The 16,169-nt window shown below is 64.1% G+C and carries 10 protein-coding genes; 5 read left to right on the top strand and 5 right to left on the bottom strand.

The window, feature by feature from the left end; all coding sequences use genetic code 11:
• Positions 1–60 precede the first annotated feature (60 nt).
• The 3 genes from ACQY4S_RS02265 to ACQY4S_RS02255 all read left to right on the top strand — a co-directional run bounded on the left by ACQY4S_RS02265 (position 61) and on the right by ACQY4S_RS02255 (position 5,917).
• Positions 61–1,233, top strand: a complete 1,173-nt coding sequence (locus ACQY4S_RS02265) for an efflux RND transporter periplasmic adaptor subunit (RefSeq protein ID WP_428483559.1) — start codon at positions 61–63, stop codon at positions 1,231–1,233.
• Positions 1,230–4,373, top strand: coding sequence for an efflux RND transporter permease subunit (locus tag ACQY4S_RS02260; RefSeq protein WP_428483558.1), 3,144 nt, complete (start codon positions 1,230–1,232; stop codon positions 4,371–4,373). Before ACQY4S_RS02265 ends, ACQY4S_RS02260 begins: the two co-directional genes overlap by 4 nt.
• Before the next feature lie 410 nt (positions 4,374–4,783).
• Complete coding sequence (locus ACQY4S_RS02255) at positions 4,784–5,917, top strand: hypothetical protein (protein WP_428483557.1); 1,134 nt, start codon at positions 4,784–4,786, stop codon at positions 5,915–5,917.
• A 314-nt stretch (positions 5,918–6,231) separates the two neighbouring features.
• Here ACQY4S_RS02255 and pdeM read toward each other — a convergent pair whose 3' ends face one another.
• From pdeM to ACQY4S_RS02230, 5 genes are all read right to left on the bottom strand, one after another.
• Complete coding sequence (gene pdeM / locus ACQY4S_RS02250; RefSeq protein ID WP_428483556.1) at positions 6,232–6,921, bottom strand: ligase-associated DNA damage response endonuclease PdeM; 690 nt, start codon at positions 6,919–6,921, stop codon at positions 6,232–6,234.
• Positions 6,918–9,569: a ligase-associated DNA damage response DEXH box helicase gene (locus ACQY4S_RS02245; RefSeq protein WP_428483555.1), complete on the bottom strand. Its 2,652-nt coding sequence runs from the start codon at positions 9,567–9,569 to the stop codon at positions 6,918–6,920. Before ACQY4S_RS02245 ends, pdeM begins: the two co-directional genes overlap by 4 nt.
• 400 nt (positions 9,570–9,969) lie before the next feature.
• On the bottom strand, positions 9,970–11,448 hold the full coding sequence (locus ACQY4S_RS02240) for an amino acid permease (RefSeq protein ID WP_428483554.1): 1,479 nt from the start codon (positions 11,446–11,448) through the stop codon (positions 9,970–9,972).
• A gap of 234 nt (positions 11,449–11,682) precedes the next feature.
• Positions 11,683–13,134 (bottom strand): amino acid permease, encoded by a 1,452-nt coding sequence (locus ACQY4S_RS02235; protein WP_428483553.1) that lies wholly within the window; start codon positions 13,132–13,134, stop codon positions 11,683–11,685.
• A 387-nt stretch (positions 13,135–13,521) separates the two neighbouring features.
• Positions 13,522–14,148, bottom strand: coding sequence for a hypothetical protein (locus ACQY4S_RS02230; RefSeq protein ID WP_428483552.1), 627 nt, complete (start codon positions 14,146–14,148; stop codon positions 13,522–13,524).
• 621 nt (positions 14,149–14,769) lie between these two features.
• Between ACQY4S_RS02230 and ACQY4S_RS02225 the strand changes: the two genes are divergently transcribed.
• Entirely contained in the window at positions 14,770–15,033 is a 264-nt protein-coding gene (locus ACQY4S_RS02225) for a hypothetical protein (protein WP_428483550.1), read from the top strand.
• 416 nt (positions 15,034–15,449) lie between these two features.
• Positions 15,450–15,860, top strand: a complete 411-nt coding sequence (locus ACQY4S_RS02220) for a hypothetical protein (protein ID WP_428483549.1) — start codon at positions 15,450–15,452, stop codon at positions 15,858–15,860.
• The last annotated feature ends 309 nt before the right edge of the window (positions 15,861–16,169 follow it).

Genomic DNA, 16,169 nt, shown 5'->3' with positions numbered 1-16,169 from the left:
AAGCAAGGTGGTCGATGGGGGCGGCCGAGGATGCGCCGAACGTGTCTCATTCTCGCGGCCGTGATCATTCCTGGCCTTGCGGGCTGCAAGCGGCAGAACAGCTTCGTTGTCCCGCCAGCGCCCAAGGTCACCGTCGCCACCCCGACCGCCAAGCAGATCACCCGCTACCTGGAAGCCACCGGCAATGCCGCTGCGTTGAATTCGGTGGACCTGTTCGCCCGCATCCAGGGCACCTTGCAGGCGATCAGCTACACCGACGGTTCGGCCGTGAAGACCGGCGACGTGCTGTTCACCATCGAGCCGCCGCCGTATCAGACCAAGCTGCAGCAGGCGCAGGCAGCCGAGGCAGGCGCACGAGCGCAACTGGTGGACGCCGAGGCCAACTACAACCGCCAGCTTTCATTGCAGAAGAATGCAGTGGCCTCGGTGCAGTCGCTGGATGACGCACGGGCGCAGCGCGACAACATGCAGGCGAGCCTGTCGCAGGCGCAGGCGAATACCCAGCTAGCGGCGATCACCTTCTCCTACACCCGTGTCCTGGCGCCGTTCGATGGCCTGGTTTCGGCGCATCTGGTGTCGGTGGGCGAACTGGTTGGCACGCAGCCGACCCAGCTTGCCACCATCGTGCAGATCCAGCCGATCTACGTCACCTTCAACATCAGCGAACAGGACCTGCAGGGCATCCGTGTCGAGATGGCGCGCCGCGGCCTGCGGCGAGAGGATCTTGGGCGGGTGCCGCTGGAGGTCGGGTTGCAGACCGAAACCGGCTTCCCGCACGCCGGCCACCTTGACTATGCCGCCCCAACGGTGAACCCGGCCACCGGTACACTCGCCGTTCGCGGCGTCCTGAAGAACGCCGATCGCGCGCTGCTGCCCGGCAACTATGTCCGCGTCCGCGTCCCGCTGGAACAGAACGTCGATGCCCTGCTGGTGCCGGATACCGCGCTCGGCCGCGATCAGGGCGGCAGCTACGTGCTGGTGGTCGGCGGCGATGATGTGGTGGCGCAGCGCGGGGTCTCGATAGGACCGCTTGATGGGACGATGCGAGTGATCGAGCATGGCCTTGCGCCGGCCGACCGCGTGGTCATCGACGGCCTGCAGCGCGCCGTGCCGGGGCAGAAGGTGGCAACGGACAGCACCGCCCGCACGGCATCCGCGGACTCATCGCCCGAACCATCCCCCGGCGCATCCCCCGAACCATCCCTCGGCGCATCCCCTGGCGCGGCGCGATGATCGCGAAATTCTTCATCGAGCGGCCGGTGCTGGCCAACGTGCTGGCCATCCTGTTCGTGCTGATCGGCGGCGTCTCGCTGTTCACCCTGCCGATCGCGCAGTATCCCAACGTCGTGCCGCCGACCGTCCAGGTCACCACCCGCTATCCCGGCGCCAGCGCGCTCGACACCATGAACGCCGTCGCCCTGCCGATCGAGCAGCAGGTCAACGGCGTACCCGGCATGCTGTACATGCAGTCGACCAGCACCTCCGACGGCACCTACGCGCTGACGGTGACGTTCAGCATCGGCACCGACCTGAACTTCGCCCAGGTGCTGGTGCAGAACCGGGTCGCCAGCGCCATGGCCGCATTGCCGCAGCCGGTGCAGGCGCAGGGCGTCAACGTGCAGCAGAAATCGACCTCGATCCTGGGGATCGTCACGTTGACCGCGCCCAATGGCAAGTACGACAGCCTGTATCTCAGCAACTACGCCGCCATCAAGCTGCAGCAGGAGATCGCCCGCCTGCCCGGCGTCGGCAACGTCACGGTCTTCGGCGCCGGGCAGTATGCCATGCGGATCTGGCTGGATCCCGCCTTGATGCAGGCACGCGGCCTGACCACGCAGGACGTCACCAACGCGTTGCAGCAGCAAAGCACCCAGGTCGCCGCCGGACAGGTCGGCGCACCGCCGGCGCCGGCCGGTCAGGCGTTCCAGTTGAGCCTGCTGGTGTCCGGCCGGTTGAACGATGCCGAGCAGTTTGGGGACGTCATCGTCAAGACCGGCGACAACGGCGCCATCACCCGGGTGCGCGACATCGGCCGGGTCGAACTCGGTGCGCAGAGCTACGGCCAGATGTTCACCCTGAACGGCAGGCCGGCCGCCGGCATGGCGATCTTTCAGACGCCGGGCGCCAACGCGCTGGATGTGGAAAACGAGGTTCAGGCCAGGATGAAGTCGCTGTCGGCGGCATTTCCGTCCGGCATTGTCTACGACATCCCATTCGACACCACGCGCTTCGTCAGCGCCTCGATCAACGAGGTCTACGCCACACTGATCGAGGCTGGTGTACTGGTGCTGATCGTCATCCTGGTGTTCCTGCAGGACATCCGCGCCACCCTGGTGCCGGCGACGACGGTGCCGGTGACGATCATCGGCGCATTCGCTGCGATGGCGGCCCTGGGCTTCACCATCAACCTGTCCAGCCTGTTCGCCATCGTGCTGGCGATCGGCATCGTCGTCGATGACGCCATCGTCGTCGTCGAGGGCGCCGCGCACTATGTGGAGGCCGGGCTCAGTGGCCACGACGCCGCGGTCAAGGCGATGGGCGAACTGCTCGGACCGATCATTGGCATCACCCTGGTGCTGATGTCGGTGTTCATTCCCGCTGCCTTCCTGCCGGGTCTGACCGGACGGCTGTATGCGCAGTTCGCCCTGGTGATCGCGGCGACGGCGCTGATCAGCGCGATCAATGCCGCCACCTTGAAGCCGACGCAGTGCGCGCTGTGGCTGCGGCCACATGATCCAACCCGCAAGCGAAACTGGTTCTATCAGGGCTTCAACCGGGGATATGCGGCGCTGGAACGGCGTTACGTCGGGCTGATCGGCCGCATGACCCGCCACGCCGCGGCGATGTGCGTCCTGGCGCTGCTGCTGATGGCCGGCGGCATCGTCGGCCTGGTTCGGCTGCCGACCGGGTTCCTGCCGCTGGAGGACCAGGGTTATTTCATCGTTGCCGTCCAGCTTCCCGACAGCGCCGCGCTGGGGCGCACCCAGGCGGTTCTGGATAACGTGCGCAAGGCGGTGTCCGCCGTGCCGGGCGTGCAGGATGTCATCGGCATCGCCGGCACATCCGTGCTCGACAACAGCGCCAGCCTGTCCAATGCCGGCATCGCCTATGTCACGCTGAAGGACTGGAGCCAGCGAAAGACGGCGGCTGAGGGCCTGGCCGGAATATACCAGGCGATCAACGCCGCCGTCGCGCCGATCCAGGATGCCACCTGCCTGGTGATCGTGCCGCCGGCGATCCAGGGGATCGGCAACTCCGGCGGCTTCTCCATGCAGGTGGAGCTGCGCGACGGCAGCAACGACTTTTCCAAGTTGCAGGCGCTGACCCGCACCATCGTTCACGACGCGGGCGAGCAGACCGCGCTGGCTCGGCTGAACACCTCGTTCCGTGCCGAGGTGCCGCAACTGGCCATCGCGGTGGATCGCGCCAAGGCCGAGACCCTGCAGGTGTCCACCAGCCAAGTGTTCCAGACATTGGCGACCTATGTCGGCTCCAGCTTCGTCGGGCAGATCAACCGCTTCGGCCTGACCTTTCAGGTCTATGCCCAGGCCGATCCGAGATACCGCCTGCGTCCGGCCGACATCGAGGCGCTGCCGGTGCGGACCAACGGCGGCACGATGATCCCGCTGGGCACCATCGTGCGGGTCGCGCCGGCCACTGGGCCAGCGTTGATCCAGCTCTACAACCTGTATCCCTCCGCCACCATTCTCGGCACGCCGGCGCCAGGCTTCAGTTCGGGCGAGGCGCTTGCGCTGATGCAGCAGATCGCCGATCACGACCTGACCTCCGGCAGCGGCTATGAATGGACGGCGATGTCGTACCAGGAGAAAGCCGTCGGCCAGCAGATCGACTATGTCTTCGGCCTGGCCATGCTGCTGGTCTATCTGGTGCTGGCGGGTCAGTACGAAAGCTGGCTGGCCCCGATCTCGGTAATCCTGGCCGTGCCGCTGGCGCTGCTGGGTCCGGTTGTGACGCTGAGCCTACTGGGTGTGGGCAACAACCTTTATACCCAGATCGGCCTGATGCTGCTGATCGCGCTGGCCGCCAAGAATGCCATCCTGATCGTGGAGGTTGCCCGCGAACGCCACGTCCTTGAGGGCCTGGATATCCTGCAGGCGGCGATCGAGGCGTCGCGCGCCCGCTTCCGCCCGATTCTGATGACGTCCTTCGCCTTCATTTTGGGCGTCGTGCCGCTGGTGCTGGCGACCGGCGCGGGCGCCAACGCGCGCAAGTCGATCGGCATCACGGTCTCCACCGGAATGCTGGCCTCAACCTGCCTGGCGGTGTTGTTCGTGCCGTGCTTCTTCGTGGTAATCCAGCGTCTCGAGGAGCGGCAGGGCCGGCGGCGCAGACCGCGCGTGCTAGCTGGCTGAAGCAGCCGGCGCATGGCAACGGAGAATAACATTGGTTGCCGGTCATCTCTGGCATTCAGACTTCATGGCCCGCGGCGGGAATATCCGCAGCCAACTGCTTGACAGAAGCTTGATGTCCGACGTTCCGCCTCCTCGTCAGTCGCGGTTCACCCGATCATGTGATCTACATCACAGTCGAGCCGGACATCCCGGTGTAGCCTCAACCAAGGCTACAGCTCGCTCCTCCGCCGACGGCACTCGGTGGTTTGCTGGCTGCAACTACAAGCGGGAGGATAGATGCTGTGGTCAAAACCGCCGTTCTTGGTGCATCAGCATTTTTACTTGCCGGCATGGTTCCACTCGCCGTTTTGCTCAGTAGGGACAGGTTGCGTCGACATAGGAGCCGGGTTCTCATAGCCCTGGAAGCCTGGATGGCGCGCAACGCGTCCAAAAAGATGTTGCCGTCGTTCGAGGTTGCCCGCATCAAGTACGAGTTGGCGCCGCGGATTGAGCAGGAAGCCACGCAACCGGGCGCGCCAAAAGCACCGGAAATCATTCCGACACGGGAGTCCTTAGCCAGCTTCATTGTTCCGGCAGCCATGTATTCGGCGTTAACCGCCGTCGGGTTCATCTCCCCGCTTTTTCTTGCCGCGGATCGCGTTTTCTGGGACTCGCCAAATTTTATCTTGAGTGGCATGCATCGGATATCATTTGATTCGCCGTCACCTGAACTGACGATTTATCAATGGAATACCGGTGCCGCGATGACAGCGGGATTTCTCGGTGCATACCTTTTCACGTTGCAATATCTCATCGGCCGTGTGCGAAGTTATGAACTCAGCCCGACATCGTTTCTGGTTGCGTCTGTCAGCCTGATCGAGGGGTGCTTCATTGTCGCTATCGTAAGGCATTGGACCTTTAGCGTGGCCCCGGATCCGGCTTTCGTGCCGATGGCATTCCTGCTTGGCTATTTTCCGACTTTCGGGATTACCTGGTTGATCGAACATCTAAGGGTCCGCAACCTGAAGCGAATTGAGCCTGCCGCTTATGACCGCCGATTCGTGTTACCGACCGATATGGTAGACGGCATCGATATGCTGATAAAATTCAGGCTGATGGAGGCCGGCGTTCATGATGTTCAAAACCTGGCAACAGCCAATCCCGTCCTGCTCTACGTCGAAACCCCTTACGGCCTGTTGACCATCCTGGACTGGATTGCCCAGGCGCAGTTGATCATTGTCTTTGGTGCCCGCGTGGCGGCCAATCTTCATAGCATTGGCATCAGAACGATTTTCGACATTCAGGCAATGGGCGCGGAAACGGCTACCCGTTACATGGTGCTGGAAAAGGCATGGCCTGATGTCATGGCCTCCAAGGATCATGCGTTCGCGACACCAGAACTGTTCCAGGTCATGCTGGCCTTGCTCGCGAGTAGTGTCCACGTGCGGCGCCTACAGACGTTCTGGAGTGTGATGATCTCCCTGGTGGAACCGCTTAAGGCAAATCCTGCAAACCCACTGCAACAGGAACAGGAAGCGCAAGACTTCAAACAGGCCGCCGATTAAAGGGTATGTCGCCAGTTCCTCTTGAGCGGCGGCAGCAAGATCGGCGGATCTTCGGCACTTGTTTTTAACGCCAACGATGTTCCAGGCGTTTCGCAACGTTCTGGTCGGAAATGCGCCTATTGTCCTAGTCAGGAGTTCGCCATTGTCGGCGAACCTCCGATCCAGAACATGAGCGCTTTGTCTTCAGCGGCCTGCTATGTCCGCCACATAATACGACGAACTTCGGCGCAGGACAGTACGCAGAAGGGGCGGGCGAAAGGCTTTTTCCTGCGTTGCTGCCTGAACACGCGGGACGCAATGCCGCCAGGCTGACCTCACCTCGCTCCCACCGCGCGTCCGCGTCCGATCGCGAAACTGAACAGGCGGTCCTGGCCGAGCAGAAACGCCCGTCCGCCGCGCGGGAACAGCCGGACGATAGCCGGGTCTCGCACATCCAGTCCCCCAGTATAGGCGCCGAACGCCGGCATCATCAGCCGTCGCTCGTCCGTCATGAAACAGGGCCGGCTGACCATGCCGGCGCGGGCCCGCACACAAGCCTTCGGATGGTGATGCCCGACGACCTCCCCCGCCGCCGGCGCTGCCATCGCCTGGTGGCGAAACACGATTGGCCCCGCGAGGAAACTTTCCATCCATTCGCCGCCGATGCCGCTTGGCGGCGCCGGATCGTGGTTGCCTTGAACCCAGATAAACCGATGCGCCATCGTCATCGCGTTCAGCCGGTTCAACTCGGTCGCCGGCAGCCGTGTCGAGCCCTGCGCGTCATGAAACGAATCCCCCAGCGCCACCACGACGCGCGGAGACCAGCGCCGCAGCAGCAGGGTCAGCCGGTCAAGCGTCGCGTGGGTATCCCACGGCGGCAGCAACATGCCGCGTCTGGCGAACGACGAGCCTTTCTCCAGATGCAGGTCTGATACCGCCAGCAGCCCCTCGGCCGGCCAAAACAGCGCGCCCATCGGATCGAGCATCAGCCGCTCATCGACGATATGCACTGGCGCCGCGATCACGGCAGCAGATCCGGCTGCCGCCGGTCACGACGTGGCGCGCCTTGCCGTGACCTTCCCCGTGGCGCGCCATCCCGTTGCGCGCCAACCAGTCCTGATCCACCCAGTCTTGGGCCATCTGGTCTCGATCCATCCCGTCTTGATGCGTCTGGGCGCGACTCGGCCTGCGGCAGCTTCACCGCCAGCGCCCCGGTCGAGCGGCGCGCCATGTTCGCTCGATGCACCGCCGGCACATAAGGGGGTTCGGCCTCGCCGGTCGCCTCGGCGATGATCGCTTCGGCGTCAGCCAGCAGGGCGTCCTCATTGGTTTGCGTCCGCACGCTTTCCCGCCCAATGTCCAGCAGCACCGGCACCGCCAGCGGCGAGACCCGCGACAGCACCATGTGCACGATATGCCCCTTTACCCGCGCCAGCATCCCGGCGATGCGGCCGACATCGGTCAGACCGGCAGCGGCGTCGGCGCGCGTCGCCCGCAGCAGGATGTGGTCCGGCTGGTGGCGGCGCAGCACGTCATAGATCAGGTCGCTGTTCACCGTCACCTGCCGACGCGTCTTGTCGGCGCCTGGCTGGTTGCGCTGGATCAGCCCGGCGATCACCGCGACATTGCGAAATGTCCGTTTCAGCATGGAGCTTTCCGCCATCCACGCTTCCAGGTCGTCGCCCAGCATGTCCTGCTCGAACAGCGCGGCGACGTCGCGGGGCCGGTTGGCCGACCACACCCCCAGCACATAGTCGGTGGCGACGAAGCCCAGCGGCGCGTAACCCGCCCGCTCCATCCGTTTCGTTACCAACATGCCAAGGGTCTGGTGGGCGTTGCGGCCTTCAAAGCAATAGGCCACCAGGTACCAGCGGTCGGCGCGCGGGAATGTCTCAATCAGCAGATCGCCCTGGCCGGGCAGGCGGGAGACGCCGCGCTGCAGCCGCAGCCAGTCGCGCACCTGGTCGGGAAACAGGACCCAGCTTGATGGGTCCTGCAACATGCCGCGCACCCGGTGGGCGAGGTTGGTGGTCAGCGGCAGGCGACCGCCGGCGTAGGCGGGGACCATCGGCTCGCCGTCGCCGCCCTCGGCGCATTCCACGGCGTTCTCGTGCAGCCGCAGGAAGCGCAGCAGCCGGCCAGCGAACATGAAGGTGTCGCCAGGGCGGAGCATGTTGACGAAATATTCCTCGATCTCACCCAGCACCGGGCCGAAGCGGCGGCGGCCGACCAGCCGAACCTTCATCACCGGTGCCTCGACGATGGTGCCGATGTTCATCCGGTACGCGGCGGCGGTGCGGGCGTTGCGCACGTGCATACGGCCCTCGCTGTCGCGGAACAGCTTCTTCCATTGCTCATAGGCGGCCAGGGCGTAGCCGCCGTGCTCGACGAAGCCCAGCACGTCGTCGAAGTCGGCGCGCGGCAGCATCGCATAGGGTGCGGCGGTGGTCACTTCGGCGAACACCTCGTCCGGCAGGAACGGCGCGCTGCACGCCAGGCCGAGGAGATGCTGCGCCAGCACGTCCAGGCCGCCGGGGCGCGGCGGGTCGCCATCGAGTTCGCGCGCCGCGACACCCAGGATGGCGGCCTCGCATTCCAGCACCTCGAACCGGTTGGCCGGCACCAGGGTGGCCAGCGAGGCCTCGTCCATCCGGTGGTTGGCGCGTCCAACCCGCTGCAGCAGGCGGGAAACGCCCTTGGGCGCACCGACCTGGATCACCTGGTCGACGCCGCCCCAGTCGATACCCAGATCCAGCGAGGACGTCGCCACCACCGCGCGCAGGCTGCCCGCCGCCATCGCCGCTTCCACCTTGCGGCGCTGCGCGACCTCCAGCGAGCCGTGATGCAGGGCGATCGGCAGGGTCGGATCGTTCAGCCGCCACAGCGCCTGGAACATCAGCTCGGCTTGCGCGCGGGTGTTGACGAAGACGATGGTCATGCCGGCGGCACGGATGCGCGCCATTACCTGCGGCGCCGCTTCCAGGCCCATGTGACCGGACCAGGACAGCCGGCCGGCCGGCAAGGTCATGGTCAGTTCAGGCGGCGCGCCGTCGGCGACCTCGATACGCCGATCGGCGCCGGTGTAGGCCTGGATGGCATCCGGATGCGCCACGGTGGCGGACAGTCCGACGCGGCGGGCAGTGGGGGCGAGGCCGCGCAGGCGGGCGACGCACAGCGCAAGCTGGTCGCCGCGTTTGGTGCCGGCCATGGCATGCACCTCGTCCATCACGATGCAGGACAGGGTGCGGAAGAACACCGGCGCCTCGGGCGACGAGACCAGCACCGCCAGGCTCTCCGGCGTGGTCAGCAAGATGTTGGGCGGTTCGGCCCGTTGCCGCGCGCGCCGGTTGGACGGCGTGTCGCCGGTGCGGGCCTCGATGGTAATGGGTAGGCGCATGTCCTGCACCGGCCGGGTCAGGTTGCGGGCGATGTCGGTCGCCAATGCCTTCAGCGGACTGATATACAGCGTGTGCAGGCCGGGACGCGGAGCCGCCGCGAGGTCGAGCAGGCTGGGCAGGAAGCCGGCGAGTGTTTTGCCGCCGCCGGTGGGCGCGATCAGCAGGACACTGTCGCCGGCGTCGGCGGCCCGCAGCATGGCCAACTGGTGAGGTCGCGGAGACCAGCCTTGGGCAGCGAACCAGGCGGCAAATCGTTCCGGCAATGTTCCTGCCATGGCGCGAGATAAGCACGTTGGACATGGTCAGGACAATGGCGCATTCAGCAATAACCGCCGCCGCCGGGCCTAGAAGCGTGATCGTCTGAGGCTGACCCAGTCAGAAGACGTGAATCACGCGATCAAACAAAAAATTAAAACGCGATTCGTGGGTCAACCTAAACCAATCGCGTTTTAGCAGCGCGCGCAGACATTGCACCACCATGAGCGCCAGGGTCCGGGGCGGTGGTCCACCGTCAAGGCGTCCTGTGCCGGACAAGCTTTCGCTTTGCCGGTTCAAAGAAACCCGGCGCCGCTTGGTGCTGTACTGCGCTCAGTTCCCGCGCCATGGCTGGCCATGTCCGCACCGGACAGGCAGGCTCGGGATGGCGTCACTCGGCCTGCGCATCATGTCCCGACGTCACGTCCCATGGGTGGGCTGACGCAGCGTCGAGTGCGACCGGCCATAGAAAAAGTAGATCGCAACTCCGATCACCATCCAGACCGCCAGCCGCAGCCAGGTAACCAGCGGCAGCCCCGCCATCATCAGCAGGCAGGACAGGATGCCTAGAACCGGCACGTAAGGCACGCCCGGCACGCGAAACGGGCGGAAGGCCTCGGCTTCGCTCCGCCGCAGATAGATCACCGAGCCGCAGACCAGGATGAAGGCGACCAGGGTGCCGATGCTGACCAGTTCACTCAGCACGGTGATTGGCGTCAACGCCGCGACAAGGCTGACCAGCAGGCCGATCAGCATCTGGCTGAGCCAAGGTGTCCGCAGCGTCGGATGAATGCGGGCGAACAGCTTGGGCAGCAGGCCGTCATGGGCGATGTTGTACAGCACCCGGCCTTGGCCATACAGGGCGACCAGGATGACCGTCGTCAGGCCGATCAGGGCGCCGAGCTTGACCATGACCGAAGCCCAGGTAATGCCGATCACATCCATCCCCTTGGCGATCGGGTCCGCCACGTTCAATTGGCTGTACGGGACCAGCCCGGTCAGCACCGCGGCAACCGCGATGTATAGGATCGTGCAGATGACCAGGGAGGCGATGATGCCGATCGGCATGTCGCGTTGCGGCTTTCGCGCCTCCTGCGCGGCGGTGGAGACGGCATCGAAGCCGAGATAGGCGTAGAAGACGACGGCGGAGCCGCGCAGGATGCCGCTCAGGCCGAAATCGCCGAACGTGCCGGCATTGGCCGGGATGAACGGATGCCAGTGCGCCGGGGTCACATAGGCCGCGCCCAGGATGATGAAGCCGAGCACGACCACCAGCTTGACCGCGACCATGATGTTGTTCAGGCGAGTGGATTGTTTCGTGCCAAGGATCAGCAGGATGGTAAGGATCGCGACGATAAAGGCGGCGGGCAGGTTGGCAATCCCGGTCGCGGTGCCGCCGCCCGGAAGATGGATCGTGCCACCCGGCGCGGTTGCCAGCGCCGGCGGAATGTCGAATCCGGCCGTGTGCAGCAGGCTTGTCGCGTAACCCGACCAGCCGACGGCGACGGTTGCCCCGCCCATGGCATATTCCAGGATCAGGTCCCAGCCGATGATCCAGGCGAACACCTCGCCCAGGGTTACGTAGGTATAGGTATAGGTGCTGCCGCTGACCGGCAGCATTGCCGCCAGTTCGGCGTAGCACAGGCCGACGAAGCCGCAGACGATGCCACCGAACACGAAGGACAGCATGATCGCCGGACCGGCATATCGCGCGGCCGCGGTGCCGGTCAGCACGAAGATGCCGGCGCCGATGATCGCGCCGATGCCGATCGCGGTGATGCTGAACGGCCCCAGCGTCTTCGCCATCGGCTGGTCTTCGCCCTCACCGCCGCGCACGACCTCGGCGACGGACTTCCGCGCCATGATGCCATGATCGGGCGTGGGAGGTTTTCGCGTCATGGCCTTGCGATCAATCGACGACCAGACACGAGACGGGCCTGTGGAGCCGGGTAGGGTGGTGCACCTGGGCGAGGCCGCCGGACGACGTTCCGGACCAGGCGGTGGACCATGCGGGGGTTCGAAATCATCGCTGCATGCAGGCTTCCAGGCGCTCGGTCATGTGCCGCAGCCCGGGCGGGATAGCGCGCCTGCATTGGCAAGCGCTCGTTGGGCTGGCGGTATCCGGCCGCGGCATCACGATACGTGCTCCGGCACGCCCGAACGCCGCAGCGTCGAGTGCGACCGGCCATAGGAGAAATAGATCACCAGCCCGATCACCAGCCAGACCGCCAGCCGCAGCCAGGTCACCGGCGGCAGCCCGGCCATCAGCAGCAGGCAGAACAGGATGCCCAGGATCGGCACCCATGGCACGGCCGGAACACGAAACGGGCGAGGGGTACCGGCATTGGTGCGCCGCAGGTAGATCACCGCGCCGCAGACCAGCACGAACGCGAACAGCGTGCCGATGCTGACCAGTTCGCCCAGGATGGCGATCGGCACCAGCGCGGCGACGATGGCGACGACGACGCCGATCAGCATCTGGCTAAGCCAGGGCGTACGTAGCCGCGGATGGATGCGGGAGAACAGTCCCGGCAGCAGCCCGTCGTGCGCCATCATGTAGAAGATCCGGGTCTGGCCATAGAGCAACACCAGGATCACGGTGGTCAGTCCGGTCAGCGCGCCGATCTTGATCAGCACCGAGAACCAGGTAATGCCGATCACGTCCACGCCCTTGGCGATCGGGTCCGCCACGTTTAGCTGGTCGTAGGGAACCAACCCGGTCAGCACGGCGGCGACGGCGATATACAGCACGGTGCAGATGACCAGCGAGCCCAGGATGCCGATGGGCATGTCGCGTTGCGGCTGCTTCGCCTCCTGCGCGGCGGTGGAGACGGCATCAAAGCCGATGAAGGCGAAGAACACCACGGCGGAGCCGCGCAGGATGCCGCTGACGCCGAATTCGCCGAACGCGCCCTTGTTGGGCGGCAGGAACGGGTGCCAGTGCGCCGGGTTCACATAGGCGGCGCCCAGGCCAATGAAGGCCACCACAACGGTCAGCTTGACCGCCACCATGATGTTGTTGAGCCGAGCTGAATCCTTGGTGCCGAGGATGAGCAGGATGGTGAGGACGGCGACGATAAAGACCGCCGGCAGATTGATGATCCCGGTCGCGGCGCCGCCGTTCGGCAGGTGGATTGGCGTGCCGGGCGCGGTCGCAAGTTCGGGCGGAATGACAATGCCGAAGTTGGCCAGCAGGCTGGTGATGTAGCCGGACCAGCCGACCGCGACGGTGGCGGCGCCCATGGCGTATTCCAGGATCAGGTCCCAGCCGATGATCCAGGCGAAGATCTCACCCAGCGTTGCATACGTGTAGGTATAGCTGCTGCCGCAGACCGGCAGCATCGCCGCCAGTTCGGCATAGCACAGGCCGACGAAGGCACAGGCGATGCCACCCAGCACGAAGGACAGCATGATGGCGGGGCCGGCATAATGCGCCGCCGCGGTGCCGGTCAGCACGAAGATGCCGGCGCCGATGATCGCGCCGATGCCCATCGCGGTGATGCTGAACGGCCCCAGCGTCTTCGACATCCGCTGGCTTTCGGCCTCGCCGCTTTGCATGATATCGGCCACTGAGCGCCGTGCCATAAGTCCTTGCTCGGCCATCCGAACTCTCCCTGATGTCATGTATATTCGATCAATGCGGAAGACGGAGCAAGACAGGTGCCACTGCGGCCACATGAGCGATCACGATCGCCGCATCGGCCGAGTGCGCTGAGGGCGGCGGCGGGCCGGCACGCGTGCACGCGCATTGCCGGGCGAGGATGCGGTTGATGAGGTCTGCGCCCGGTCTGAATGCGGCGTTCCCGCGGTCGATGCTCGGGTGGAAGCCGAAATGGCTGCGAATCGATCGGGAAGAACGCACGTTTTGCAATGCGCGACTCAAGCGCCCGCAGCACAGGGTGGACAGGATCTACGTGACGAGTGCCGCGCCGCCAAATGCGGGATCGTGAAAAAGCCGATCGCGGGCGCTGGCTACCTTCGAGGCTGTCCCGGACGGATCTGCTGGCTTCGATGGCTCAGGGCCAACGCCAGGCGATGACGACGGACAATCATCCCTAGCAGCAGAAGCGGCAGAGATAGCAGCGACAGTGTAGCCGGTTCCGGTACCCTCGTTACAGTCGTTGCGAAACCGGCTGAAACGTCTCGATCATTCGCAAAGCTGTTGGTGACTTCCGAGCTGTTGCCTGGATTGTTGACAATTGCCTGGGATGTCCCACCCGCGTCGGTCAGATTGGAGTCGAAGGGAAGAAAGAAATATCGCTTGGCGGCACCGCTTGCGTTTGAGGTAAAGTCGAATATCTCGGATCCGTTGCAGCACGTGCCGCCGACGGACCAGGTCGAGTCGGATGGTGTGTAGGTGAACGCGCCAAACCCGGTGCTGGGGGTGACTGCGATGCTCCAGTTGGTCAGCGTGCCGCCAGCCGAGAGGTCTGCATTATAGGTAAAGCTGCCGCTGAACGTGCCGCCTTGCGCGAAAGCCCCATTGCTAAGTGTCCACTGGACTGGCGCCGCGACGGCAATCGAGAGCGGGGCCAATCCGCAAAGGCCGACAAACGCCCAGGCGATGACCCGATTTGTTATTGAGATGTTTTTCATCATGCTTTCGCGCCTATTTTATAAGCCCATCCAGCAACGACTGATTGCCGGGCTGTTGGATTATTTCAAAATCCCTGCGGGACTGCCAGATTTTTTTTGGCAAGTTTGAAACTAATAATGTTCTGGTAAAAAATCGAAATGCCGCTCCCACGAATGACAGATATGGTTCTTATGCTATATCTAAATATTGAATGTTGTTTGCGGCCTGTCAGGATTGGCTTGATAGGAGGCATGCGCCTCAATCCATCCGATCAAGCACGCGTTGACCAGATTCTGATGTCGCCCAGCTTTTGACGTCGCGGTGAAACCTTGTGGTTGGCAGCATTCGTGCCGTCTCAGCTCAGTATCGTCCTCGTGAGTGCCCGTTGACCTGACATGTGTTATCATCCGAAGGTAGCTATTGGCAGGCTGGCGCCGATGGAGCGCGTTGTGGGCGTGGTGACGCAGGATTAGCCGCTTGATCGCCTGTGGAACACCGAAGCGGTAACGGAGGACTGGAGCGCGACTGTTTCCGGCTGTGCCGCAAAGCAGATTGCCGCCACCGCCTCTGGAGGAGAAGGCATGGAACCAATGAAGCCCGTGGAACCAATGAAGTCCATGGAACCAATGAAGCCCATGGAACCAATGAAGCCAATTTCTGGTGGCGAGAGGTGGTGGCCCGAGGATCTTGGACAGCCGTCCACCAGCGGATCGCAGAACGAGATGCGTTACGCGTTCTTTCCGGAGAAGCGTCGCCTGCTGATCGAGCAAGGCGGCAAGCTGACGACCTACGACAGTGGCGATCACCATATCAGCGGCGTGGCGCAGCAGGCTAGCCAAGGGCAGTCCCTGGCGTTCACCGACCAGAACGGGTCAATCAAGCTGGACACTCTGACGCAGGTTGAGTGATCGTCCTGCAAGTCGTGCATCATCATCCCGATCGTCGTTAACCCTACGCCTGTCCCGAGTCCGTGGGCCGCTGTGGTCGCGGAGCGGCTGGGCCATCCCGCTCAGGCCGATTAACGCTCGGCTGGGCTGTTGCCGGGTCCGCCGCAGGCGCGAAGGCAAGAAACATGGGCCGGGAGCAGAAGATCGATCGGGACGCGGCAACGGCGCGGCCGGCGCCGGACCCAGCGACTGCCCTATGCACGATGCGCCAAACTGCGTGGAGGATCATTGGCAACCTTGGTCGCAGGTGCATGGCCCTTATATGCGAGTGGGGGCGCGTTGGCCGAAACCGTTGCTGCATTTCGGCTTCTAGCATGCTCCAGGCGTAGCGCAGCATGTCGGGAATGGCGGTTTGGCAAAGAAGAAGGCATGTGAGATTGAACGGTATTGTCGAATTTGCTGACCGGGTCCAAGGACGGCTGGATCGTCTCGACCTGAGCCCTGACGATCTCGCCCGTTTAGCTCGGCTTCCTGCGGGTTTCATTCACGGCATGCTCGATGGTAATCTGCCGCCGCCACGTGGCAAGCGTCTGATCACGTTGGCAGAGGTTCTGTCGACATCAGTGTCTTACCTGGTTGGACTGGATCCTGACGCACCGGTACCCGATGAGTATCTCGAGGAAGATCAGGGCAGCCTGGGACTTCTGGCGGGCGATGAGGAAGCGCTTCTGCGCGCTTATCGACGGTTGGATATGTCCTCCCGCGCCGCATTGCTTCAGATCGTGCTAAAGATGACGCCGGAGCCGGACCACGATGAGAAAAAGCCTCGTCAGGTAAAAGCTCGTTGAACTCTCATTATTGCTTGGTCGTCGCACGAGCCTGAGCGGGCTCAGTTGGCGCAGGACCGACGTCTAGCTTATGGGTCATTGTCCCGTGGCGATCAATTGCCGGCTCAACGTCCGCGACGGATGCGCCTTTTCGGACCCGAGCCAACTTCCGCAGGAGACCAAGCCATGCTGGCGGGTCCTGGATGTTGCGGCTGGCACAGGAACGCTGAACCTGTTGGCCGCCGAGACGGGAGCGCGGGTGCTCGCAACGGGACCTGTCGCTCGATATGCTTGCCCGGCTGTCCACACGCTTGATGGCCTATCCCGGCT

This window comes from Rhodopila sp. (genome assembly GCF_965276935.1).
Taxonomy (GTDB): domain Bacteria; phylum Pseudomonadota; class Alphaproteobacteria; order Acetobacterales; family Acetobacteraceae; genus Rhodopila.
Note: the sequence above shows the minus strand (reverse complement) of the source record. Positions and strands in the feature narration are given on the sequence as shown.